24 protein-coding genes and 4 pseudogenes are annotated in these 23,310 nt (G+C 68.2%); 18 read left to right on the forward strand and 10 right to left on the reverse strand.

All coding sequences use genetic code 11. The annotated features are described in order from the left end of the window. Positions 1 to 211: 211 nt before the first annotated feature. The 11 genes and pseudogenes from ACZ3IC_RS31025 (at position 212) to ACZ3IC_RS31075 (ending at position 12,764) form a co-directional block, all read left to right on the forward strand. Positions 212 to 760, forward strand: coding sequence for a YciI family protein (locus ACZ3IC_RS31025; RefSeq protein ID WP_467421718.1), 549 nt, complete (start codon positions 212 to 214; stop codon positions 758 to 760). A 70-nt stretch (positions 761 to 830) separates the two neighbouring features. Next, complete coding sequence (locus tag ACZ3IC_RS31030; RefSeq protein WP_467421720.1) at positions 831 to 1,970, forward strand: lipase; 1,140 nt, start codon at positions 831 to 833, stop codon at positions 1,968 to 1,970. A 78-nt stretch (positions 1,971 to 2,048) separates the two neighbouring features. Further along, positions 2,049 to 2,436 (forward strand): annotated as a pseudogene (locus ACZ3IC_RS31035) (IS6 family transposase); the annotation flags it as partial. A gap of 290 nt (positions 2,437 to 2,726) precedes the next feature. Then, positions 2,727 to 3,650 carry a recombinase family protein gene (locus ACZ3IC_RS31040; protein ID WP_467421636.1) on the forward strand — a complete coding sequence of 308 codons (924 nt, stop codon included), beginning with the start codon at positions 2,727 to 2,729 and terminating at the stop codon, positions 3,648 to 3,650. Between the two features lie 268 nt (positions 3,651 to 3,918). Continuing rightward, positions 3,919 to 4,080, forward strand: coding sequence for a hypothetical protein (locus ACZ3IC_RS31045; protein WP_467421638.1), 162 nt, complete (start codon positions 3,919 to 3,921; stop codon positions 4,078 to 4,080). 141 nt (positions 4,081 to 4,221) lie between these two features. Further along, complete coding sequence (locus tag ACZ3IC_RS31050; RefSeq protein ID WP_467421641.1) at positions 4,222 to 5,436, forward strand: aKG-HExxH-type peptide beta-hydroxylase; 1,215 nt, start codon at positions 4,222 to 4,224, stop codon at positions 5,434 to 5,436. Between the two features lie 12 nt (positions 5,437 to 5,448). Next, positions 5,449 to 6,555 carry a radical SAM protein gene (locus ACZ3IC_RS31055; protein WP_467421644.1) on the forward strand — a complete coding sequence of 369 codons (1,107 nt, stop codon included), beginning with the start codon at positions 5,449 to 5,451 and terminating at the stop codon, positions 6,553 to 6,555. Beyond that, positions 6,552 to 7,469 (forward strand): phytanoyl-CoA dioxygenase family protein, encoded by a 918-nt coding sequence (locus ACZ3IC_RS31060; RefSeq protein ID WP_467421646.1) that lies wholly within the window; start codon positions 6,552 to 6,554, stop codon positions 7,467 to 7,469. Before ACZ3IC_RS31055 ends, ACZ3IC_RS31060 begins: the two co-directional genes overlap by 4 nt. After that, the gene (locus ACZ3IC_RS31065) at positions 7,466 to 8,272 is read left to right on the forward strand and encodes a phytanoyl-CoA dioxygenase family protein (protein WP_467421649.1); all 807 of its coding nucleotides are present in this window, start codon (positions 7,466 to 7,468) and stop codon (positions 8,270 to 8,272) included. Before ACZ3IC_RS31060 ends, ACZ3IC_RS31065 begins: the two co-directional genes overlap by 4 nt. After that, entirely contained in the window at positions 8,269 to 9,507 is a 1,239-nt protein-coding gene (locus tag ACZ3IC_RS31070) for an MFS transporter (RefSeq protein WP_467421651.1), read from the forward strand. Before ACZ3IC_RS31065 ends, ACZ3IC_RS31070 begins: the two co-directional genes overlap by 4 nt. A gap of 224 nt (positions 9,508 to 9,731) precedes the next feature. Beyond that, positions 9,732 to 12,764: a Tn3 family transposase gene (locus tag ACZ3IC_RS31075; RefSeq protein ID WP_467421653.1), complete on the forward strand. Its 3,033-nt coding sequence runs from the start codon at positions 9,732 to 9,734 to the stop codon at positions 12,762 to 12,764. Here ACZ3IC_RS31075 and ACZ3IC_RS31080 read toward each other — a convergent pair. Further along, complete coding sequence (locus tag ACZ3IC_RS31080; protein WP_467421656.1) at positions 12,757 to 13,041, reverse strand: hypothetical protein; 285 nt, start codon at positions 13,039 to 13,041, stop codon at positions 12,757 to 12,759. The two genes, ACZ3IC_RS31075 and ACZ3IC_RS31080, sit on opposite strands and share 8 nt — an antisense overlap. A 92-nt stretch (positions 13,042 to 13,133) precedes the next feature. Between ACZ3IC_RS31080 and ACZ3IC_RS31085 the strand changes: the two are divergent. Both ACZ3IC_RS31085 and ACZ3IC_RS31090 read left to right on the forward strand, forming a co-directional pair. After that, positions 13,134 to 13,469: pseudogene (locus ACZ3IC_RS31085) on the forward strand (DDE-type integrase/transposase/recombinase); the annotation flags it as partial. Between the two features lie 71 nt (positions 13,470 to 13,540). Further along, positions 13,541 to 13,868, forward strand: a pseudogene (locus ACZ3IC_RS31090) (ATP-binding protein); the annotation flags it as partial. A gap of 81 nt (positions 13,869 to 13,949) precedes the next feature. Here the strand turns inward: ACZ3IC_RS31090 and ACZ3IC_RS31095 are convergent. Then, positions 13,950 to 14,360: a RidA family protein gene (locus ACZ3IC_RS31095; protein ID WP_467421659.1), complete on the reverse strand. Its 411-nt coding sequence runs from the start codon at positions 14,358 to 14,360 to the stop codon at positions 13,950 to 13,952. Between the two features lie 331 nt (positions 14,361 to 14,691). On the opposite strand from ACZ3IC_RS31095, the gene ACZ3IC_RS31100 reads away from it, so the two are divergent. Then, positions 14,692 to 14,895, forward strand: a complete 204-nt coding sequence (locus ACZ3IC_RS31100; protein ID WP_467421661.1) for a hypothetical protein — start codon at positions 14,692 to 14,694, stop codon at positions 14,893 to 14,895. Between the two features lie 37 nt (positions 14,896 to 14,932). On the opposite strand, the gene nhaA is transcribed toward ACZ3IC_RS31100, so the two are convergent. Together nhaA and ACZ3IC_RS31110 are read right to left on the reverse strand one after the other, a co-directional pair. Next, on the reverse strand, positions 14,933 to 16,240 hold the full coding sequence (nhaA, locus tag ACZ3IC_RS31105) for a Na+/H+ antiporter NhaA (RefSeq protein WP_467421663.1): 1,308 nt from the start codon (positions 16,238 to 16,240) through the stop codon (positions 14,933 to 14,935). A gap of 102 nt (positions 16,241 to 16,342) precedes the next feature. After that, positions 16,343 to 16,486, reverse strand: coding sequence for a hypothetical protein (locus ACZ3IC_RS31110; RefSeq protein WP_467421665.1), 144 nt, complete (start codon positions 16,484 to 16,486; stop codon positions 16,343 to 16,345). A 154-nt stretch (positions 16,487 to 16,640) separates the two neighbouring features. On the opposite strand from ACZ3IC_RS31110, the gene ACZ3IC_RS31115 reads away from it, so the two are divergent. The 3 genes from ACZ3IC_RS31115 (at position 16,641) to ACZ3IC_RS31125 (ending at position 18,734) form a co-directional block, all read left to right on the forward strand. Then, positions 16,641 to 17,078, forward strand: coding sequence for an NfeD family protein (locus ACZ3IC_RS31115; protein WP_467421668.1), 438 nt, complete (start codon positions 16,641 to 16,643; stop codon positions 17,076 to 17,078). A 22-nt stretch (positions 17,079 to 17,100) separates the two neighbouring features. Next, on the forward strand, positions 17,101 to 18,201 hold the full coding sequence (locus ACZ3IC_RS31120) for an SPFH domain-containing protein (protein ID WP_467421669.1): 1,101 nt from the start codon (positions 17,101 to 17,103) through the stop codon (positions 18,199 to 18,201). Positions 18,202 to 18,404: 203 nt separating this feature from the next. After that, positions 18,405 to 18,734, forward strand: a complete 330-nt coding sequence (locus ACZ3IC_RS31125) for a hypothetical protein (RefSeq protein ID WP_467421671.1) — start codon at positions 18,405 to 18,407, stop codon at positions 18,732 to 18,734. A gap of 283 nt (positions 18,735 to 19,017) precedes the next feature. On the opposite strand, the gene ACZ3IC_RS31130 is transcribed toward ACZ3IC_RS31125, so the two are convergent. Then, entirely contained in the window at positions 19,018 to 19,221 is a 204-nt protein-coding gene (locus ACZ3IC_RS31130) for a cold-shock protein (protein WP_467421674.1), read from the reverse strand. A 305-nt stretch (positions 19,222 to 19,526) separates the two neighbouring features. After that, the gene (locus tag ACZ3IC_RS31135) at positions 19,527 to 19,607 is read right to left on the reverse strand and encodes a universal stress protein (RefSeq protein ID WP_467421722.1); all 81 of its coding nucleotides are present in this window, start codon (positions 19,605 to 19,607) and stop codon (positions 19,527 to 19,529) included. A gap of 130 nt (positions 19,608 to 19,737) precedes the next feature. Between ACZ3IC_RS31135 and ACZ3IC_RS31140 the strand changes: the two genes are divergently transcribed. After that, entirely contained in the window at positions 19,738 to 20,466 is a 729-nt protein-coding gene (locus tag ACZ3IC_RS31140; RefSeq protein WP_467421676.1) for a Tn3 family transposase, read from the forward strand. A 131-nt stretch (positions 20,467 to 20,597) separates the two neighbouring features. Here the strand turns inward: ACZ3IC_RS31140 and ACZ3IC_RS31145 are convergent, their stop codons facing one another. From ACZ3IC_RS31145 to ACZ3IC_RS31160, 4 genes and pseudogenes are all read right to left on the reverse strand, one after another. Beyond that, positions 20,598 to 21,035: an NUDIX hydrolase gene (locus ACZ3IC_RS31145; RefSeq protein WP_467421678.1), complete on the reverse strand. Its 438-nt coding sequence runs from the start codon at positions 21,033 to 21,035 to the stop codon at positions 20,598 to 20,600. Positions 21,036 to 21,096: 61 nt separating this feature from the next. After that, positions 21,097 to 21,570 carry a DegT/DnrJ/EryC1/StrS family aminotransferase gene (locus ACZ3IC_RS31150; RefSeq protein ID WP_467421724.1) on the reverse strand — a complete coding sequence of 158 codons (474 nt, stop codon included), beginning with the start codon at positions 21,568 to 21,570 and terminating at the stop codon, positions 21,097 to 21,099. An 80-nt stretch (positions 21,571 to 21,650) separates the two neighbouring features. Further along, positions 21,651 to 22,258, reverse strand: a pseudogene (locus tag ACZ3IC_RS31155) (DegT/DnrJ/EryC1/StrS family aminotransferase); the annotation flags it as partial. Next, a complete protein-coding gene (locus ACZ3IC_RS31160; RefSeq protein ID WP_467421680.1) occupies positions 22,255 to 23,244 on the reverse strand; it encodes a Gfo/Idh/MocA family protein in 990 nt (329 codons plus the stop codon). The gene ACZ3IC_RS31160 and the pseudogene ACZ3IC_RS31155, both read right to left, overlap by 4 nt. Between the last annotated feature and the right edge of the window lie 66 nt (positions 23,245 to 23,310).

The raw sequence follows: 23,310 nt of genomic DNA on the forward strand, positions 1-23,310 counted from the left end.
CAGCGCCGTCGGGACGGCTGCCACCGGAGGACACCGAACCGAGGGTGCAACTGCTGGTGGACCGACTCGCCATGATCTGACACACCTTGGCCGAGACCGCACAGCCATGGCGGCTACGCCGTCCGACGGAACGCTGTTCCATCTGGAACACGGGGTCCTCGGCGACAAAGCCGGTTGAGATGGTGCCCCTGGTGAGAAAGAGTCCGTGACCATGGAGTACTTCTGCTACCACCGAGACCGGCCCGGCTCCCTCGCGTTGCGCGAGGAGTTGCTGGAGGAGCACTGGTCCTACATGGACCGGTACACGAAGGAACTGATCGCCCGCGGCCCGACCTTCGCCGACGATGGTGAAACACCCACCGGGAGCGTGCACATCATCGATCTGCCCGATCCCGCCGCTGCCCGTGCGTTCGCCTTCGACGAGCCCAACTACCAGGCCGGCGCGTACCGGGACGTGCTGCTGCGCCGATGGCGCAACGCGCTGGGGCGCACCATGTGGGATTTTCCCGGTGACCGAAGCGATGGCAACCAGTACCTGGTGCTCGGCCTCGGCGAGGGCCCGGCCGCAGACCTCACCCTGCCGCCCGACCAGGACGAGCTGATCGCGTACGGGCCGCTGCTGTCCGACGACGGCGACACGTGGCTCGGCACGGCCGCGCTGGTCCAGGCCCCGAACCCGGACACGGCACGCGCCGTCCTGACCCCGGATCGGTACGCGGACATCGAGGTCCACGCTTGGGAGTTCGGCGGGCGTCGATGAACCACGGAGACACCGGGTCGATGCCATCTCCGGAACACATCGACCTGGGACAGGAGCGGTGACGGTGACGATGCGGACGGTCCCATTGGTGGGCGGACCGGTGGAGTTACGGGGTGCGCTGGACCTGGAGACCACAGCGGCAGGGGTGATGCCGCGCCGGCTGCCCGCGTGGACCAAGGAGCAGTACCAGGACCCGTCGGTCTACGGGGTGACCGTGATGCCTTCGGGGGTGCGGCTGGTGTTCCGCACCGATGCACGCGCACTGGAGTTAGAGGTACTCACCTCCACCGGCCAGCTCGCCGCCGACCCCCACCCTCGCCCGACCGGGATGCTGGAGTTGTTGGTGGACGGTGCCCTGGCCGGGCGCCGGCAGGCGCCGGTGGGCAACGTGCTGAGAATGGCGGGCCCCGGAGCCGCACAGCGACTCATCCCGGGCAAACCCGGAACCGTACGGTTCGCCGGACTGCCAACCGGCATGAAGAACGTCGAGCTGTGGCTTCCGCAGCAGACCCCTACGGAACTGGTGGCACTGCGCGCCGACGGCAACGTGCTGGCGCCGCTGCAGGACGGGCGGCGCCGCTGGGTGCACCACGGCAGTTCCATCAGCCACTGCATCGAGGCTGACGGCCCGACCGGGACCTGGCCGGTGGTGGCAGCTGCGCTCGGAGGGGTGGAAGTGATCAACCTCAGCCAGGCGGGCAACGCACTGCTGGACCCCTACGTCGCCCGGACGATCCGCGACACGCCCGCCGACCTGATCAGCCTGAAGGTGGGCATCAACATCGTGAGCCTGTCCGCCTTCCGGCTGCGGACGTTCGGCCCGGCGGTACACGGATTTCTTGACACGATCCGGGACGGTCACCCGGACACCCCGCTGCTGCTGATCTCCCCGGTGAGCTGCCCGGCCCTTGAGCAGGTTCCCGGCCCGACCAGGACCGGAGCGGACGGGAGGATCACCGCCCTGGGCGACCCGGCCGATGTGGCCGACGGCGCACTGTCGCTGACAGTGGTCCGCGCCGAGCTGGCCCGGATCGCCGCAGCACGACAGACGTCTGATCCCCACCTCCACTGTCTCGACGGACGAGCACTGCTCGGCCCGGACGAGGCAGACAACCTGACCGACGGCCTTCACCCCACCGCCGCCGCGTACCGCCGAATGGGCAAGCGCTTCGCTGCCCACGCCTTCACGCCCAACGGTCCCTTCCGCTGAGCCGTTCGTAGGGCACTTCACGTTGGCGGGCGGCGTGGGAGGTTCCTCGAAGTTGATCTTGCTGGAGGGGGGTCGTCTATGGTGAGCGCGTTGCCGTCGTATGAGGGGCACCGGTACCCGGTCGAGGTCATCTCCCACTGCGTGTGGCTGTACTTCCGCTTTCCGCTCAGCTTCCGTGAGGTGGAGGAGCTGATGCTCCGGCGCGGTGTCACCGTCTCGTACGAGACGGTCCGCCGGTGGTGTGTGAAGTTCGGGCAGGCCTACGCCGACGGACTGCGCCGCCGACGGCCCCGGCCCGGGGACAAATGGCATCTGGACGAGGTCTTCATCAAGATCAACGGCGAGCGGAAGTATGTGGCGGGCCGTCGACCAGGACGGCAACGTGCTCGACATCCTCGTCCAGGGGAAGCGGGACAAGGCCGCGGCCAGGCGCTTCTTCCGCAGGCTGATGAAGAAGACGGGGGTCGAGTAGGAACCGCGCAGAGAGTGCAGTTTGCCGTCACATGATTTGACACCCGGGTCCCGTCCCGAGTGCTGCCCGCGGCGGCGGGGTGATCGTCTGGACTCCGGTCGAATGCCGCGTGGGGGCGGAATCGGTCGATTACGCCCCCGCGCCGATCCAATGACCAGAGACGGGTATATCGGGGTGAGCAGGTGCACCGATCCAATCAGGCTTACCCTCTCGTTGCGCCTCCCTATTTCGCCCCCTTACGGTCATGATCCGGCGTCCGCCCGAACGACGAAGAGGCACAAAGCGTGACTGATCGCCTGTATCTTCGGCACTCCACCGACAAGCAGACGAATGCTCGTCAACTTCATGCTCTGGGTGATCTGCTCAAGTCCGGCGCTCCGAAGTATGAGGACCCGGCGACATCGTCCCGCGTCTACGCGATCAGCCGGTCCGGGTTCCGGCAACTGCTCGATGAGGCGGCGGTCGGCGACACCATCCGCATCGCGGACGCCGCGCGGCTGTTCCGCTCGACCAAGGACGTCATCCAGATCCGGGAGGTCCTCCAGCGGCGCGGACTGCACTTGCGCATCGCGACCGGCGCCTGGTCCGGTTTCGATCTCGCGGCCGACGACCCGCAGACCAAGCTGTTCGTCACGATGCTCGCTGGGGTCCTGGAGTTCCAGCGCGACATGATCAGCGAGAACACGAAGGAAGGCGTCGCTGCCGCCGAGGCTGCGGGCAAGACGCTGGGGCGCCCGGCCGCGCTCGCCGAGGACAAGGTGGCCGACCTCGTAGACGCGTACGCCAAGGGCGCCGCGGTCAAGGTGCTCGCCAGGCAGTACAACGTCGCGCCCAAGACCATCCGCAGGGTGCTCGACGCGGCTGGCGCCCGCGACGTCGGCGACGTCCTGGAGGAACTCGACGGCGTGGCCGCCGATGTCGAGGACCAGGAGCAGGCGCTCGAGCAGCCGCACGCCATCGATGTGCCCGGCCTGCTCGCCGACCACCTTCAGGGCACCCGGGACACCGCCGTCCACGAGGCACTGCACAGCGGCCGGACCATCCGCCGCGGGCAGGGTCACTCGGTGCGCGTCACCGCCCCGCTCGCGCTCCACAAGGCCGCCCTGAAGCAGTGCGCCGCCCTGGCCAGCGACGGCTCCACCCCGGCCGGACGCAAGGCATACCGCGCGTATGCCGACCGGATCGCCGCGGCGACGAGGAAGAAGTGACGGTCGGCCGTCACGGGTCTACAGCACGTTTCCCACGCGTTCCGGTTGACCTCCCGGTACACGCGGCCTGGTGTCGACGCGGCCGCCTGGCACGTCGCCTCACGTGCCCCGGCCGCCGCAGCTGACCCGTCCGGACGTCTTCATGGCGGCAAGCTGCCCTCCGCCCCGGAGAGTGGCCGGTTTGCGACCGGGACCGGCACCGCATGCCTGGATACACTGCCGTACCGCTCTCATCCGGGGGCGTACGCACCAACAGAGGAGCGTCGCTATGAGTACCTCGCAACTGGAGCGCATCAAGAACGACGTCGCCGCCGAGGACGACGTCCCAACGCCGACCAAATGGTGGATCTCCGGTCTGCCGGAGGACAGTCGACCCGAAGCCGCGTTTGTCGAGAACCTCGACGACGTGGTTGCGGCCGTAGCCAGGTGAGCGAAGCGGGGGCCGCCTGCCCGGCGGCCCCCGCCCCCGCCATTGGTACCTCAAGCATCGACAATCCCGGGGGTTCGCATGTCGCAGGTAGCAGCGCACATCGCCAGGGAATGGCTGTTCCCACGGGGTGCGTCCGGGGCATTGGCGGCGGCGGTCAATCAGCGGCTGGAACGTGACCGCGCGTGCCTCGCACGGGTCGCCGAAGCCGGTGATGTGGTGTTTTCCGTGTTGCACGATGCTTTGACCGCCCGTCCTGAGTTGTGGCAGCACGTGGCGGGTGCGGCCGGGGTGCGGCTCGCCGAGAACGCGCCCCCTGCCCGGCAAGCCCGTGTCGCCTCAGCTGTCGCCGGAACGGTGGCGGAGATCGCATGCGCGGCCGGGATTGAAGCTGTGCTGCCGATGGGCCCGACGGCGATGGTCTCCTTACCTGCCAGTCGTTTGGTGGCGAACGGCGCCGAAGCGGTGACCATCGAAGTAACCAAGGACACCGTCAGCATCCACGCCGGTACGACAACCAAGCTCACCGCGCGCACGCCTGGCGAAGTCGGCCTCGAGGCGCCAGGAAACCCGGATCATGTCCAAGAAGTGCCCGGGTTCGCCGAGTTCATGGTGGATACCGGCGGCGTCACCTCCGTGATCACACTGCCGCCCGACTTCGAGTTCCTCGGCCGCCCACCCAACGACGCCGAGACAACCCAGCTGCGGCAGTCACTTGCCGTGCTCGCACACACGAATCCTGAACTGTACGAGGAAATGGTCGCGTTCCCGGTGCGCCTAGCGCTGCTGGGCCGGGGGCGGCACCGCCTGAGCCTGACAGCGACCGGACTACCCGACGTGGTCTACACCAATCTGGTCAACCCGTTGGAGACGGTCGACTTGCTCGTACACGAGTACCACCACCTCAAACTCGACCTGCTCGCCGAGACCACGCCCCTGCTGATTCGCCCCCAGACTCCCGTGATCGCACCGTGGCGGCGGGACATCCGGACGGCAAACGGAGTTCTGCATGGCGCGTACGTGTTCGCGAACGTCGCCAAGGCGTTCGATGCGATCATGTCGCTGGGCCGGCCCTCATCACAGGGCCGCAGGCGCCGAGCCGCGTGGCGAGTCGCGGTGCAGCGAGCGGTCGAGCTGCTGCGTGAGTCGGACGCCGAGCCGACGGATGCCGGTCATGCCCTGCTGGACGGGATGGAACTGGCCGCGCGGACCTGGAGCGAGGAGCATGCGCAATCCAACCACCATGAATTGGAGTGGGCCCGCAAGGAGGTCGAGCAACACGTCCGCGAGGTCGGGCTCGGTAGGCAGCCGGAGCCCGCGTACATGATCGGAGTCCTGGGCGCGCATCGCGACTACTGAGGGAGCCGGACCGTGGAATCTCTGACCGCGATAGTCAAAGTCACGCGGCGGTGCAATCTGCGCTGCGTCTACTGCAACGACTGGCGACCGAACTCCGCACCGGTCATGAGCAGGAAGACGCTGTATCGCACGCTGGAAGCAGCAATGGCCGACGACGCGAGCGGGATGACGGTGTTCGCGTGGCACGGCGGAGAACCCACGCTGGCGCCGCTGGAGTTCTACGAGCAGGCGGTCGCCTGGCAACGTACGTTGAGTGCCGAGCACGGCAAGCTGGTAGTGAACGTCCTGCAGACCAACGCAGTGTCGCTGCCGGACAAGTGGCTGGACTTCCTCAGTGCCAACCACTTCCGGCTCGGCATCAGCCTGGACGGCCCGAAAGAGCTCAACGACCGTATGCGACCGACCGTCGCGGGCCGTGGCAGTTTCAGTGACATCCGTAAGACCATGGACCGCCTGCGCGACCGAGCCATCCCGTTCGCCACGTTGATGGTGCTAACCGACGAGATGATCGACCTCGGCGCGCAGCGCCTCTGGCAGTTCATTGTGGACGAGGGCCTCGCCGACGTCGATCTGATCCCCGCGCGCCCACCGAATTCCGTCGGATACCAGACGGTTGAGCCACAGGCGGTGAAGTTCGGCTCACGGCATCCGAGCGACCAGTGGACGGCGTTCCTCAGCGAGTTGTTCGACCTGTGGTGGGTCAGTGACCGGCCGGTCCGGGTCACCACACTCGACTCCGTCGTGCGCCGGTCGCTTGGTGCCACGTCGGTCGGCTGCGTCACGAGTGGCGACTGCATGGGTAAGTTCTTCGGCGTCGAGCCCACGGGTGAGGTCTACGTCTGTGGGCTGTACGAAGACCAGTCCGAGTTTGTGCTCGGCAACGTCCACCGCGACACCTTTCCGCAGATGCGGGAGCATCCGCACTACCTAAAGACAGTGTCGGACAACGAGAACCGTCTGGCGCAGCAGCGCAGTTGTCCCGGCTTCGCGATGTGTGCCGGCGCCTGCCCGCACGACCACTATCTGGCAAGCAAGTACCTCGGACAGGACGCCTACCAGCAGTGTTGTGGCTGGCTCTCGTTCGTGGACCACGTTCAACTCAGAGTGGGGACATCGTGACCATCGCCGCCGAAAGCCTGCTCGCCGCGCAGGAGCGGGAACGCTGGGAAGCGGACGGCTACCTAGTGCTCAAAGGCGTGCTGGATCCCACCCGGGCCGCGGCGACGCTGGAACGCGCCAAGCGTACTGCGAGGTCCTATAAGGACGGCCCCTTGCGTGGCCGGGCCCACGATGGAGCCACCGGAAACCGCGAGGACCTGCGGGTCAAAAACGTCGTGAGCCTGTCGGATTGCCTCGACGAACTGCTTGACTACGAGCCGATCTTCCGCCGAGCCATCGCGCTGATGGGTCCGTACATCCAGGTGTGCGGAACGGAGATCATCCTGCGCAGACCGCGCCCGACTCAGGCGCTCGCCCTGCACCTCGACGGCGGCGCGGCACTCAGCCGCATGATGGCACGGCCGGAAACGCCGTTGTCCCACGTGAAAGCCCTGTACTTCCTGACCGGTACGTCGGAACCCAACTCAGGCAACATGCTCGTGGTGCCCGGCTCGCACCGCATCCCGTTGCCCGCCACCGGGGACGAGATCACCAACCACCCGGCCAGGGCGCGCGAATGCGAGCTACTGCTGGATGCCGGTGACGTGGTGCTGTTCCCGTGGAACCTCTGGCACTCGGTGGGCGCCAACGGCAGTGACACCACCAGGGTAAGCGCCGTGGTCTGGTACTCCCAGCTCTGGGCCAGGCCCGTGGACTACGACCGAATCGCCGCTGACGTGCTCGACCGGATGACCCCACGAAGGCGCTTGCTACTCGGCGGAATCCCGGATGCGGTGCCCGCGACCTACTATCTGCCTGCCAGTCCCGACTACCTGCCGACCATGTTGGAAGGGCTTCCCTCGCATGCCACCGAGCTGATGCCGTTCGTGGACGACCGCGCCAGCCACGACTGGCGGGACGGAGCACCGGCATGATCGACGAATCTCTCGACGTCGCCATCGACCGGTGGGAACGCGAAGGCGTCGCCCACATCCGCGGCGCCTTGTCCTCGGCCGAGGTCGGATCGCTACTGGCCACTGTCGACTCGCTGACGAGCAGGGACGCAAACGACGGGACCTCGGTGCGGCTGACCAATGTGATCGGTCTGACCGACACCTTCGACGGCCTGCTGGACCACCCTGCGGTCTTTCCCCTGGTCATGCGGTTCCTTGGCGCACACATGGTGTTGCTGGGCAGCGAGGTGTACGCGCGCAGGGCCAATGCCGGTGTGATCCACGATCTCCACCTCGACGGCGGCCCAGCGCTCTGGCGATTCCCGTATGACCCGAGCGGACTATGCCTCACCCTGAAGGTGCAGTTCTTCCTGACCGACGTCGACACCCCGGACAACGGCAACTTCATGTACGTCGAAGGTAGCCACCGGATGCGACCGGCCGCGATCACCGACGACGACGTCACATTTCCGCAGGACGTCGTCCACAGCCGCACCAGGCAACTGCTGGCCAAAGCAGGCGACGCGGCGATCTTCCCTTGGAGCCTGTGGCACGGCGTGGCGCCCAACAACGGCGGCAACGTGCGCAAGTCGGTGATCCTGCGGTTCGGCCAACTGTGGATCAGGCCGAACGACCACGATCGGATGGCCGAGCACACCGTCGCCAGGATGACCGGGCGGCAGCGGCGTATCTGCGGGCACTTCGGTAGGCAGCCCGACCCCATGGACTGGTACTTTCCGGCTGACCAGGCCACCATCATGGGCGGGGAGCAGGCAACCAGGTGACTTCTTCAGCCACGCCAACGGCTGCGGCACGGCGAGCGCTTGGCGCTGTCCTGGCAGCCGAGGCGGTTTCGGCCGCGGGAAACCGGATCGCCCTGATCGCGATTCCCTGGTTCGTGCTGGAGACCACCGGTGATCCCGCACGGGCCGGGCTGAGCGGGGTCGCCTACTTCGCTCCCGTGGTGCTGGCCGGGCTCTTCGGCGGCCCCCTGGTGGACCGCATGGGGTTCATCCGCAGCAGTATCCTGGCCGACCTGGCCAGCGGCGTGACGGTGGCCGCGATCCCGGTCCTGCACATGCTGGGCCACCTGTCGTTCTGGCTGTTGCTGGTCCTCACGTTTGCTGGCTCGATGCTCGACGTTCCAGGCACAACCGCCCGCCGCTCCCTCATGCCCGACCTGGCCGAAGCCGGCGGTATGCGGCTGGAACGGGCGATGAGCGCGCACGAGACAGTGATGCGTGTCGCCCAGCTCACCGGCGGATTACTCGGCGGCGTGCTCCTCGCAGCTCTCGGGCCAATCCTTGTGCTGTACATGGATGCGGCCAGCTTCCTGGTATCGGCCTTGCTCGTGGGACTGGCTGTGCCCCGAGCGTTGCCTCGCAAGTCTCCGCACCTGTCGAAAGGCACGTCACGGTACTTCGCGGAGCTCAGGGAAGGACTGCGGTTCATCCGCGAGGACACGTTGCTGCCCCGGATCCTCGTGGTGTTCATGTTCGCCAACATGGCCGACAACGCCCTGTTCACCGTGCTGCTGCCCACCTTGGCCGAGCAGGTGCTCGACAACCCGCTCGCCCTGGGGCTTTCGGTCGCTGCCTTCGGCGCCGGCGCCCTGGTGGGCGCAGTCTTGTTTGGTGCAGTTGGGCATCGGTTCCCCCGGCACGTAATCCTGACCGGCGCATTGCTGATTTCCGGGGCCCCGAAGTTCTTCGTCATCGCTGCGATGCCCGGAACTCCCACGCTTGTCGTCACTATGGCTCTCGCCGGCATCGCTGCTGGACCTGTGAACCCGCTGTTGACCGCTGTCCAGTTCAGCCGTATTCCCGCCGAGCTCCGGGGACGCGTGTCCGGCGCGATCATGGCCGCAGTTGTGGCCGCGGTGCCGCTGGGCATCTTCGGCGCTGGCCTGCTGGTCGCCATGACCAGCCTCACCACGGCTTTGCTCGTCATCGCGGCTGGTTATCTCCTCGTCAGCCTCTATCCCGCATTGCATCCCGCGTGGCGAGCCGTCACCCCATGACCTCCAGATCGATCGACCTGCCAGATCGGCGGTGGCCGGGCTGCCGCCGGCCGCCGAACCGCTGCTGCTCACCCGCGACACAGCGGGCGGCTTCACCACCCGCTACGCCGGGCGGTGACCGGTGACCGTCGGCCCCTCGCTGACCCGGGTTCCACCTCTGCCGATCATGTGACTTATGGTGAGCGCCGTCACAGCACCGGAAGCAATGGGGAGGGGCGGGACGGGTGGCGTTCCTGACCGACGAGCAGCGCCGCAACTACGGCACGTTCACCGCCGTGCCGGACGACGGGCAGCTGGCCGGCTACTTCCTGCTGGACCGCGACGCTCGGCGCCGGGCGACGGCCTGCCGGGGCGCGAGGTCGCAGCTCGGCTACGCCGTCCAGCTCGGCACCGTGCGGTTCCTCGGCACCTTCCTGGACAACCCCGAACACGCGCCCGCCGAGGTCGTGGAGTACGTCGCCGACCAGCTCGGCCACTCCCCGTCGGTGCTGGCCGGGTACGGCGCCGAGCGAACCCGCTGGGACCACCAGAACGCCATCAAGGACGCCTACGGCTACCGGGACCTGAAGGGCGATGCCTGGTGGAAGCTGGCCCGCTGGCTGTGGGACCGCTGCTGGTCGGGCAACGAGCGCCCCATCGCCCTGTTCGACCTCGCCACACTGCACCTGGTCGAGAACAAGGTGCTGCTGCCCGGCGCCACCGTCCTCGAACGCATGGTCACTTCCATCCGCGAGCACACCAACCGCAAGACCTGGCGCACCCTGGCCGCCAAGCCCACCGCCGAGCAGCGGACCGCCCTGACGGGGCTGCTGCCGGTCGAGGACAGCCGCCGTACCTCCAAGCTGGACCGGCTGCGCCGCTCGCCGCGTGACATCACCGGCCCCGGTGCGGGCAAGGCCATCGACCGGTTCATCGAGCTGAACAAGCTCGGCGCCTCCACCTGGGACCTGTCCGCCGTCCCCGCCGGCCGTCTGCACGCACTGTCCCGCTACGCCTCCTCGGTGCGTGCCCGCGCGGTCGCCGATCTCGCCGAGCCGCGGCGGATGGCCACCCTGGTGGCGTTCGCCGCCGCGATGCGCAACCGGGCCGCAGACGAGGCGATCGAGGTCTTCGACATGCTGATGTCCGACCTGGCCCGCTCCTCGGCGAACCTGGCCGCCAAGCACCGCATGCGCACCCTGGGCGACCTGGACTCCTCAGCCCTGATGCTGCGCGAGGCGTGGATCACCCTCGCCCACGCTGCCGCCGACCCTGACCAACCCGACATCCGCGGCGCCTTCGACCTGCTCGACATCACCGCCATGCACCAGGCCGCCCGCACCGTCGGCGAACTGGCCCGGCCCGAGGCCGAAACCATCGCCGCCGAGCTGACCGCCCGCTACCGCACCATCAACCAGCCACTGCGGCGCCTGGCCAAGCACCTCGGCCTGGACGGCGTCGAAGAGGCCGGCCCCCTGATGGAGGCGCTGAAGTTCCTGCCGAAGTTGGAGCGGACCCTGGCCAAGAGCCGTCAGAGCGAGCTGTTCCCCTCCGTCCCCGTCAAGCACCTCGGCCCCACCTGGCAGACGAAGGTGTTCCCCACCGAGGGCGAGCACGCGGGCGGCGTCGACAAGCACGCCTGGATCGTCGGCACTGCCGAAGCCCTGCGCGGCGCCCTGCGCCGCCACGACGTGTTCGTGCCCGGCCTGGACAAGTGGGGCGACCCCCGCAAGGCCCTGCTCCAGGGCGACGCCTGGGAGAACGCCCGCCCCCGGGTGTGCCGCAGCCTCGGCCTGTCCGCGAAGCCCGGGGTCGACCTGGACCGCTGGTGCCGCGAACTCGACGACGACTACCGGCGCCTGCGCGCCGGGCTTGCCGACAACCCTCACGTACGCATCGAGCAGCGCACCGAGAACGGGAAGATGCGAGACCACCTCGTCCTCACCGGACTGGACAAGCTCACCGAACCCGCCAGCCTCACCGACCTGCGCAAGGCGGTCGACGCCCGCATCCCCACCGTCGACCTCCCGGAACTCCTCCTCGAAGTCCACGCCTGGACCGGGTTCCTGAACCACTTCCACCACGTCTCCGAGGCGGGCAGCCGCGCCGAACACCTCGTCGTATCGCTCGCAGCGGTGCTGGTGGCCGAGGCGTGCAATATCGGGATCCCGGCGATGGTCTCCGAGGACGAGACCGGCCGCTCCCGCGACCAGCTGTTCTGGGTCGAGCAGAACTACCTGCGCGCCGAAACCCTGCGTCTCGCCAACGCGGTCCTGGTCGACTACCAGGCCACCTTGCCCATCGTCGGGCACTGGGGCGGCGGCGAACTCGCCTCCGCCGACGGCCTGCGCTTCGCCACCCCGCTGCGAGTCCTCAACTCCGGTCCGAACCCGAAGTACTTCGCCGCACGGGGCATCACGCTCTACAATTACCTGTCGGACCAGTACAGCGGCTTCAACCACATCGTCATCCCCGGCACCCGCCGCGACAGCCTCTACCTGCTCGACGGCATCCTCGACCAGCCCACCTCGCTGAACCCCACCGAGATCGCCACGGACACCGCAGGCGCCTCCGAAATGATCTTCGGGTTGTTCCGGCTGCTGGGCTACCAGTTCTCACCGCGGCTCGCGGATGCCGGGCACACCCTGCTCTACCGCGCCGACCCGGCCGCCGACTACGGCCCGCTCAACCCGCTGACCACCGGCCGCATCCGCAAGCGGACGATCATCGAGAACTGGGACGACCTGCTGTGCCTGGCGGGCTCGCTGCGCGAGGGCACGGTCCGCGCCTCCCAGATCCTGCCCGTCCTCGCCGGCCAGGGCCGCCCCAGCCCGCTCGGCCGCGCGGTCATGCAGATCGGCCGCCTGGACCGCTCCGCCTTCCTCGCCCGCTACTACCACAGCGAACTCTTCCGCCGGAAGATCAACACCCAGCTCAACCGGCAGGAGTCCCGCCACGAACTCGCCCGCCGCATCTTCTACGGACAGAAGGGCGAACTGCGGCAGAAGTACAAGGAGGGGCAGGAAGATCAACTGTCGGCATTCGGACTCGTCCTGAATGCCTGCGTTCTGTGGAATTCGGTGTATATCCAGGAGGCGGTCAACCAGCTCCGCGCCGAGGGCCACCACGTCTCCGACGCCGACCTGGCCCGGCTCTCCCCGCTCGGTCACGACCACATCCGCATGATCGGCCGCTATCACTTCCGGCTCTCGCCCGAACTCGCCGCCGGCAAGCTCCGCCCCCTGCGCACCACCACGCGCGAGACGGTCGTCAGCTGACCGGCGGGCCGCCCCCGGCCTGCCGCTCGGCAAGCAGCCGCCGCACCTGCTCGTGCGAGACCCCGAAGACCGCCCCGATCCGCCGCAGCCCCCACCCCTCATCCGAGGCCGCGGTCATCGCCTCCACCCGGGCCTCGTCCAACGCGCCCACCAGCGCGCTCCGCAGCTCCTCCAGCAGCCGCATCCGCAACGCCGGGGCCAGCCCGTCCAGCTGCTGGCAGAAACGCTCTACATCCGAGCGCAGGAATCCCACCCGCGGGTCACTCACCTCATCCACGCGGCACAGCGAACAGCCAGTTCAACCTGGGTGTCAAATCATGTGACAGCAAACTGCACTCTCCGCATGGTTCCTACTCGACCCCCAAGACCGGTGCGGTACCGCGAGTGGTCGTCACGGACAAGCTTCGCTCCTACGCTGCCGCTCACCGCGAAATCATGCCCTCCGTCGAGCACCGCTCCCACAAGGGCCTGAACAACCGGGCCGAGAACAGTCACCAGCCCACCAGACAGCGTGAACGCGCGATGAAAGGCTTCCGCTCCGCCGGCGGAGCACAACGCTTCCTGTCCGCGTTCAGCGGCATCTCACCCCACTTCCGACCCCGCCGCCACCTCATGGCCGCACCCGACTACCGCGCCGAAATGACCGTCCGCTTCACCATCTGGGAGCAGATCACCGGCGCCACCGGCCTGCCCACCACACCCTGAGCACACAGCCGGAACCCGACCGCACCACACCCTGCCGCGCCGTCAGACACCCACCCAACAACGTGACAGTGCCGCTCTGCCTGATCGGGGACTCCGGCAGCAAGTCCCACGTGCTCATCGCCCTGGGCACCGAGGCCGCGATGAAGGGCTACCGCGTCCGCTACACGCTCGCCACGAAGCTGGTGAACGAGCTGGTCGAGGCCGCCGACGAGAAGCAGCTGAACAAGACCATCGCCCGTTACGGACGCGTCGATCTTTAAGACGTTCACGGATCCCCGACTTTGCGCGGCCATCGTCGACCGTCTCACCTTCAACGGCATCATCATCGAGACCGGCACAGACTCCTACAGCCTCGCCAGTACCCGAGCACGAGCTGAGCAGCCCGCCAAGGCCGGCTGACCGCAGCCTACGTTCCTCGGCGGCCAGCCGTCCTGGCGGACGGCTGGCCGTCCCGCGTTCGCGGTGTCCTTGGAAAAGGTCTCAAGAATCGAGCACGGCGGCGACGCCCTCGATCTCGACGAGTTGGTCCTTGTAGCCGAGCACGGTGACGCCCATCAAGGTGCTGGGGACGTCATGGTCAGCGAACAAGTCCCGGACTACCTGCATGGCAGCCACCAGGTCCTCCCGCCGGGCCGATGCGACGAGGACCCGGGTACTGATGACGTCCTGCAGTGACGCCCCTGAGGCAGAGAGAGCGGCCTGCATGTTCTCCATGGCTTTCGCTGCCTGGCCCGCGTAATCCCCGATCGCTGCTCTGGAGCCGTCATCGTTCAGCGGACACGCCCCAGCGAGGAAGATCAGGCGTGACTCGGCGGGCGCAGTGGCCGCGTAGGCGTACTCGGCGACGTCGGACAGGGAGGCGGAGCGGATCAAAGTGATGGCACGAGCCACGGTTGTCGGGTCCTTTCCCATCGGATGTTGAGCGGGGACATCCTGCCAACGGCCAGTTGGCTTCCGCCTTCACTTTTTCTCGCCACCCCACGGCAACGCCGTCATTTCTGCTCGACATTCCCACACCGGATGATCACCAACTGACTCCGGAACCCATCAAGAAACGCTGTTCCTAGAGATCAACGTAGCCAGTCTCTGCGATCTGTAGGCAGTCCCGCTCTTCTGTAGGCATGTACGGCCGGGTCCCGGTCATGTGTAGGCATGTACGGCCGGGTCCCGGTCATGTGTAGGCATGTTCTGGAGAGTTCCGGTCTGATCCGCACGGACCGGTGTGGGCCGAGTACGACCCGGCGGTGAGGTCGATGAGGAGTTGGCCAAGGCCGCCGAACTGGCCGCGGCCGGGCACAAGGCGTCACCGGCGCTGATTCAGAGGATGAGGCGCCGTTTCGAGGATGAGCGGGTGCTGGGGCTGGTCGACCCGCGGCTGCGGGCCGTCTCGGACGGCACGGGCCGCGCCGACCAGCGGGTGGGGTAGGGCTCGGCGAGATCCCGTGCACGCATGACCGCCTCTTTCAGCTTTCACCACCGGCACCGTGGCCGGAGCCGGAGTAGATGTCGGGGACGCCGTTGGCGTCCTCATCGAGCGTCTCCGCCTCCCACAAGCGGCGGTACATCCCGTTGCGACGCTTGACCAGCAGCGCGGCCACAGCGGCGGCGATCAGCGAGCCGAGCAGGACGGCGGCCTTGATGTGCCCGGCGTCGGCCGGATCGGGGAAGGCGAGCTCACCGATCAGCAGGGCAACGGTGAAGCCGATCCCGGCCAGCACCGCGAGGGCGAACACGTCCGCCCAGGCCAGATCCGGGTTCAGGCGGGCCCGGGTGAACCGGGCCGCCAGATAGGCGCCGGCGAAGATCCCCACCGTCTTGCCCACGACCAGCCCCAGCACCACGCCCAGCGGCTCAGGGCGGGTGAACACCTCGCCCACCGCCCCGCCCGAGATACTCACCCCGGCGGCGAACAGGGCGAACAGCGGCACCGCCACTCCGGCCGAGACCGGCCGCAGCAGATGCTCGGTCCGCTCCCCGGGCGACGCCTTCTCCCCCGCGTCGCGGGTGGTGCGCAGGATCAGGCCCATCGCCACGCCGGCCACCGTGGCGTGTACCCCGCCGTTGTACATCAGCGCCCAGATCGTGATCCCGAGCGGCACGTACCACCACCAGCCGCGTACCCGGTACCGCTGGAGCAGGTAGAAGACGACCAGCCCGGCCAGCGCGCCGCCGAGTGCCAGCGGGTTCAGGTCGGCGGTGAAGAAGACGGCGATCACCAGGATCGCGCCCAGGTCGTCGACGACGGCCAGGGTCAGCAGGAAGGCCCGCAGGGCGGAGGGCAGGTGGGTGGAGAGCACTGCGAGGACGGCGAGAGCGAAGGCGATGTCGCTGGCCATCGGCACCGCCCAACCTGCCCCGCTGCCTCCGCCGATGCCGGTGGCGGCCAGATAGAGGGCGGCCGGCACCGCCATGCCGCACACGGCGGCGACCACCGGCAGGGCCGCGGTGGCGGGGGTGCGCAGTTCGCCGACCACCAGTTCGCGTTTCAGCTCGATCCCGGCGACCAGGAAGAAGAGGGTCAGCAGTCCGTCCGCGGTCCAGTGCCCCACCGACAGGTCCAGGCCGAGCGCGGGGATCCCGAAGTGGACCTTGCGTATCTGCTCATACGCTCCGCTGAACGGGGTGTTCGCCCACACCAGTGCCACCACGGCCGCCGCCAGCAGCACCAGTCCGCCGACCGTCTCCGTGCGCAGGGCCCGGGCCACCTGCACGCGCTCCGGCCAGGGCAGCAGGCCGAGGAAGACGGAACGCTCACGCGGGGCAGCACACATCCGGGGAAACCTCCGGGGCATCGACGTGCGGGCACATGGGCCCCTTCGACGCCGACCAGACTTCCCGGCACACCCCGCATCTCTTGACGCGTTCTTTACACACTATCCGTCGCAGCCCTGCCAGACCCAGTGCACCCCAGCCTGTTCAGCCTCGGCGCGGCGGGCGGCGGGGTCCCGTTCGGCGACGTGCCGGGCGACCGCGTCGACGCCGGGGCGGGCGTACCGCTCCAGGGAGCGGCCAGACAAGCGGGCGGTCGTGCGTGGAGGGCGTCGACCAGCACCGGCGACGCAGGTGGGGCCTCGCCGTCCGGGCGTCCTGATCGCGGAGGCGGGACAAGTCCGTTCTGTCCGGTTTGAGGGAGTAGGTTGGTGGATAAGTCCCATCAGGGAGGCCGATGCGATGCCGTGGTTCGTATGGCTGCTCGCCGCCGCGGCGCTTGGCGTCGCGGAGTTTTTCACCCTGACGCTGGTTTTCGGGTTGCTGGCGGGCGCTGCATTGGTTGCCGCTGTAGTCGCTGGTGTGGGCATCGGCATTCTCGGCCAGCTTGTGGCGCTCGCAGTGGCAGCGGCAGCGGGTCTCGCCATCGTCCGTCCTGTCGCGCTGCGGCATATGGCACAGTCACCCCTCACACATGAGGGCAGCGATGCGCTGATCGGCAAGCGGGCCGAGGTCATGCAGGAGGTCACCGCAACCCGCGGCCTGATCAAGATCGCCGGTGAGGAATGGTCCGCTCGGGCCCTCGACGAAAGCCATGTGATCCCGGTGGGAGCGCTGGTGGATGTCATGGCGATCGAGGGCGCTACAGCTGTCGTCTACCCCCGCGAACTCCTTCCATGAACGGCTGAACACGGGAGGAAGTGTGGATCCGGTTGTCATCCCGATTCTTGTGGCGGCGATTGTTGTTGTCTTCCTCGTGGCCGCCACTGTGCGGATCGTGCCGCAGGCGCGCCGCTACAACATCGAGCGGTTCGGCCGATATCGCCGGACGCTGCAACCCGGCCTGAACTTCGTCCTGCCGGTGGCGGACCGCGTCAACACCAAACTCGACGTGCGCGAGCAGGTGTATTCGTCCGACCCCAAGCCGGTGATCACCGAGGACAACCTCGTGGTGAACATCGACACCGTGCTCTACTACCAGATCACCGACCCGCGGGCGGCGGCCTACGAGGTCGCTGACTACCTGCAGGCGATCGATCAGCTCACCGTGACCACGCTGCGGAACGTTATCGGCAGCATGGATCTGGAGCAGACGCTCACCTCCCGTGAGGAGATCAACACCCGCCTCCGCACCGTCCTCGACGACGCCACCGGCAAGTGGGGCATCCGGGTCAACCGTGTCGAGATCAAGGCGATCGATCCACCGCACACCATCAAAGAGGCGATGGAGAAGCAGATGCGGGCCGAGCGTGACAAGCGCGCGGCCATCCTGCACGCCGAAGGGGAGCGGCAAGCCAAGATCCTTACCGCGGAGGGCACGAAGCAGAAGGACATCCTGGAAGCGCAGGGCACGCAACAAGCCATGATCCTGCGGGCTGACGGTGAGGCGAAGGCGGTGGAGCGCGTCTTCCAGGCCGTCCACCGCAACAATGCCGACCCGAAGATCCTGGCCTACAAGTACCTCGAAACGCTTCCGCACTTGGCCAAGAGCGACAACAACACATTCTGGGTGATCCCGGGGGAGCTGACCGAGGCAGTTCGCGCCGTCACCAGCGCTTTCGGCGATCAGTCAACGATGGGTCTTCCCGAATCTGCGCAATCAACCACTGCCGACGCTGACGATGCGTCGGACGAAGGCGGGACTGCGGAGCTCGAGGCAGGCTCGACGCTTTCGCTCGATGCCGCCGCGGCTGCTGATGAGGTCGCGAAGCAGGCCGCCGCCGTAGTGAGCGACGCCAAGGCCGAGGCCGAGGCCGCGAGGACGCGCCAGCTGCCGGGCCGGGAGCAGACGTCCGGCGATTGAGCGACGACAGCGAGGGCCCCGGAAACCCTGAGGGCGCTGACAAGATCGGGCACAGTCGCGTAGCCGCCCTCGGCGAGGTCGAACAGCAACGCCCCGGGCAAGGTCTTCAGCACTCCACATCCCGGATCCCCCTACGCCGCCCAGTCGAACTCGATCACTCCCACCGCTGCGCGACAGCCCGGCGCCGGAGCAGACTGGGGAGTATGAACCCCTACGAGGGGCTGGCCACGGTGGAGCGCACGGACGGGACCCTGGTCCGCGTGTGGGCCGAGGTCACCGTCGCCCAGGAGCACAGCCAGGCAGAGACGGACCGGCCGTGGACGGCCCGGCTGACCGCACCCGGCGGCGAAGCACTCCTGCTGAAGGGCGCCGTCACCCTGGTCCTCGACTCCCGGACCCGCTGGCCCGCCGAGGTCACCCACACCCAGCTGTCATCCGGACCGCACTCCCCGAACTGGACCGAGATCAAGGGCACCGGGCCCGCAACCACCCGGCCGGACGACGCGCAGGACTCCACCCACGACGACGGCTGACCGAAACGGCAGCGGACGCCCCCTCCCCCATCGCGAAGACAGCCATCGCAGACAACTCCCGTTGCGGGGCTGTGCCTGGCTGCCCAACCGCCGGTGCCGCCTGCCGGTTCTCGACGCCCTTACCGTGCCCTGCCCGCCGATCTCCGGCGGGGGCTGCGCGGTGTGCTCGCAGCCTCGCCCGCGGGTACCGGATTCCCGCGGGCGGCGTTCAGTACAGACGGGCCGCTGATACGCCAGGCCCTCGGAGCGGGCTCCGAGGGCCTGGGTGATCTCGCCTACTGGATCAGGCAGGCGTGATGTTCTCCGCCTGGGGGCCCTTCTGGCCCTGGGTGATGTCGAAGGTGACGGCCTGGCCTTCCTGGAGCTCGCGGAAGCCGGTGGCGTTGATGTTGGAGTAGTGCGCGAAGACGTCCGGCCCGCCGGCGTCCTGCTGGATGAAGCCGAAGCCCTTTTCGGCGTTGAACCACTTGACGGTTCCGCTGGCCATGCTGGTGCCTTCCCGTTGATATCCGGGTCCGCACCGCGCGGTCCCGGAGGTGTCCTGGTCCGCGCTGCACAGCAAAAGGCCCGCACCGGAGCGCGGGCAGGTACTGCGAACCACGACATCTGACAGTGACGCTACATTGCGAAACCGGCCCCCGCCAGAGAGCGACGGCGCGATGACCGCCGAATACACCGCTCCCTCCGCGCGGTCGACGTGGTGCCCGGCCTGCGTGCTGTCCTCCCAGAACCTGATTAGCGCCTGCCCTACCGCTCCCGGCTGTCGACCGTCACCCGCCTGCACTGGTGCCCTCACCCGTACTGGCTCTCTCTGACGATGACCACGGGGCACGGGGCGTGCAGCGCGCACTGCTGGCTTACGGATCCCAGCAGGAGGCGCTGTCACGTTGTTGGGTGTGTGAGTGCCTGATGGCGCGTCGGGGCGTGGTGGGCTTGCGCTTCGGGCCTGTGGTCAGGCCGTGGTGGGCCGGCCGGCAGCGCCGGTGATCTGGTTCTTGCGGGAGTGGTTGTTCAGGCGCCGCAGGAGGGTGACGGAGGATACGGTGCCTTCCCGAACCGACAGGCCGACTGCCTGTTCTTCCGCCCGTCGCGCAGCGCCGTCTACGAGCACATTGACGCCGTGTTCGGCGAAGCGGGGCGCAACGTGATCGACTGGGACCTGATCGAGACCCACTTCAAGGACCTGATGCGGGTCACGGTCTCGGTCCGTGAGGGCACGATCTCCCCGACGCTGCTGCTCAAGCGGCTGCGCTCCGGCTCCCACAAGAACGCCACCTACACGGCCTTTCGGGAGGTCGGGCGGGTGATCCGCACCGTCCAGCTGCTGCGCTACCTCTCGGACGCGCCGCTGCGCGGCCGGGTGACGGCCGCGACCAACAAGGTGGAGGCGTTCAACGGCTTCAGCGACTGGGTGCGGTTCGGGCAGCGCGGCACGGTCGCGCACAACGACCCGGTCGAGCAGGAGAAGGACGTGAAGTTCACCTCGCTGCTGGCCAACCTGGTGATCTTCCACAACACCCTGGACATCGCAGACGTGGTGCGCCAGCTGCAAGCCGAGGGCTGGGAGATCGACCCGCTGGACCTGGCCGAGATCTCGCCGTACCTGACCGAGCACATCAACCGGTTCGGCGTGTACTCCACGCACGAGATCGGTATCACCCCGGAGGACTACGACACCCGCCTCGACATCGACTTCACCACGCTGGAGGACGAGGGGGTTCCAGCCGCTTGAACCACTCACTCCTGATGACGAAGCTCGAACAGACGGCCGCGACACCGTCGAACGCGTCAGAGGAGTAGCCTCCGGGCCGGGCGGGCCGTCCGGAGCCGCACACCACGCGGCCCCGGTCGGCCGTTCTGGTCCTACGCGCTGGTCAGGACCTTCCGTACGCCGTCGGTGACGCCCGGCAGGTCGCCGGTGAGGGCGGTCCACTGGTGTGCGTCGTGCTCGGTCAGGACGACCGGGCCGGTTTCGGTGACGGTGACGGCGAAGTTGAACTGGCGGGTGGTGGTGCCGCGGCTGTTCTCGTAGTCGAAGTGCCCGAGGTAGCGGTCCACGGAGGAGACGGTCAGGCCGGTCTCCTCCCGCGTCTCGCGGCGGGCCGTGTCCACGAGCGTCTCGCCCGGATCGACCGTCCCCGACGGGATCTCCCACAGGCCTCCCATGTAGTCGTCAGGGTTGCGCCGGACAAGCAGGACACGGCCGGCGTCGGTGACCACGGCGGCGGCCACGAAGCTGGTGATGCCCTCGGCTTCGGCCTTCTTGGCCAGGGACAGGGCGAGGTCGGAGGTCACGGTCACAGAAGCTCCTTGTGGTGTTCGCTGACCTTCCTGGCCGCGCTGACGTACTGCTCGGCCAGTTTCAGATCCTGTTCACGGTGCCAGACCGGCAGCTTGATCGTGTGCGTGTGGGCTTTCTCGGCGATGGGGAAGTCGCCGGGCCGGTAGCGGCTGCGGGTGTTCGGGTAGCCGGGGAAGAGGTGAGAGGGGTGCTGGTAGAGCGGGAGCTGGTTGAGGGGGCGGGTGGAGCCGGGCAGGTCGAACTCGGTTGCGCCCTCCGCTGCGAGGGCCTGGTGGAAGCGGTCGAGGGCAGGCCGCCGAGGTGGTCGGGCCGGTAGGTGGCCGTCAACGCGTACCAGGACGACTTCACACCCTCGGGCACGGGGGTGACCTCCAGTCCGGGTATCTGGCCGAGCTCACGGGTCAGGTAGGCGGCGATCTCGTCGCGGCCGAGAAGGTAGGCGTCCAGGCTGGCGAGCTGGTCGTGGGCGAGGGCGGCGGCCAGGGGGTGGATGCGGAGTTTGAGACCGGCCCCGGTGACCGCGTACCGCGCCAGCGGATGGCCTTCGGCTTGTTGTAGTGCGCGAAGGTCAGGATCCGGTAGTAGGTGTCGTCGTCGTCGGTGAGGACGAAGCCGCCCTCACCGCCGGACAGGGGCTTGGGGCCGTTGAGGGAGAAGGCCCCGGCCAGGCCGAACGTGCCGACCTTCTGCCCGCCGTGGCTGGCCCCGTGGGCGTGTGAGCCGTCCTCCACAGGTCCCGGTCCTTCGCGATGGCGGCTAGGTCGGTCATGTCGGCGGGCTTGCCCCACAGGTGGGTGACCATGATCGCGCGGGTGCGGGGGGTTATCAGCTCGGCCACCCGGGTGGGGTCGATGTTGCCGTCGGGCAGTGTCTCGCACAGGACCGGGACCGCGCCGAGCTGGAACAGCGGGGAGGCGGTGGCGTGGAAGGTCCAGGCGGGGACGATGACCTCGTTGCCGGGCTGGATGCGGGCGGCCCAGTAGGTGGCGTGGAGGGCGGCGGTGCCGGAGCTGGTGGTGATCGCGTGCCGGGCGCCGAAGTAGTCCTGGAGGGCGTTCTCCAGGTCGGCGACGATCCCGGATCGGCCGGGGATGGAGACGGCCGAGTCCAGCTGGGCGAGCACTTTCGCGCGGGTGATGTCGTCGATCGGGGGCCAGGTGAAGTGGGGGCCGTCGGTGGTGACGGTCGGGGTGCCGCCGAGGAGGGCGAGGGGGCTGGTCACAGCATCTCCTTGGGATCGATGTAGCGGCCTGCCCTCTTGGACTGGTAGCAGGACGCGATGAACGCGGCGTGGGCCAGGTGCTGTTCGGGGCCGGAGACGTTGGGCCTCTCTCCGTCCAGGACCCGGCAGAAGTAGTCGATCTGGGCGGTGGCGACGCTGGGGGCGTGCGGGCGGGTCAGTTCTTCGACGACCGTCCCGTCCAGGGCGAGTCGCTGGACGGCGCCCGTTGTCAGCACCACCGAGCCGGCCGTGTCGACGACCCGCATGAATTCCGTCTTCGGTGCCATCCACCGCGACAGGACGAGCGATCCGTACAGGCCGCAGTCGTAGCCGAGCTGGACGACAGCGGTGTCCTCCGCGTCGTATCCGCCTTCGGGCAGGGCCGTGGTGGAGAACTCCGCGATGACCCGGCTGGGCAGCCCGAAGTACCACAGCAGCAGGTCGATCAGGTGGTAGCCCATGTCGAGGATGCAGCCGCCACCGGCCTGCTTGAGGTCCCCGCGCCATCCGGCGCCGGGGTTGGGCGTGTGGAACGAGTAGTGCCCGCCGACCAGGAACGGGGTGCCGATCTGGTCCAGCATCCCGGCCACGCTGGCGTAGATCGGGTTGAACCGGCGCTGGAGCGTCACCATCAGCTCCACCTGGCCCTTGTAGCAGATCCCGGCCAGGTCGCGGGCCTCGGCGACGGAGGTGGCGAACGGCTTCTCCTTGAGGACGTGGACGCCGGCGGCGGCGCACTCCTCGATCACCGCACGCCCGGCGTGGTGAGGGACGGCGACGATCACGAAGTCCGGGGACGTCTCGGCCAGGAGGTCACCGGCCCGGGTGAACCCGGGCACTGCCAGGGTGTCCGCCCGCTCATGCAGGACGTCCGGGTTGCTGTCGCAGACCGCGACGAGTTCGGCCCGGCTGGAGCCGAGCACGCCAGGCAGGTGATCCTCGGCCGCCTGATGGCCCAGGCCGATGACCGCAGCACGTCGTTTCATGCGCGTTCTCCATCCACTTCGGGGAGGAACGTGACAGGGACCGTACGCGCGGTAGCCTGGCCGTCA

The sequence above is a fragment of the Streptomyces sp. NPDC002958 genome (genome assembly GCF_055563255.1).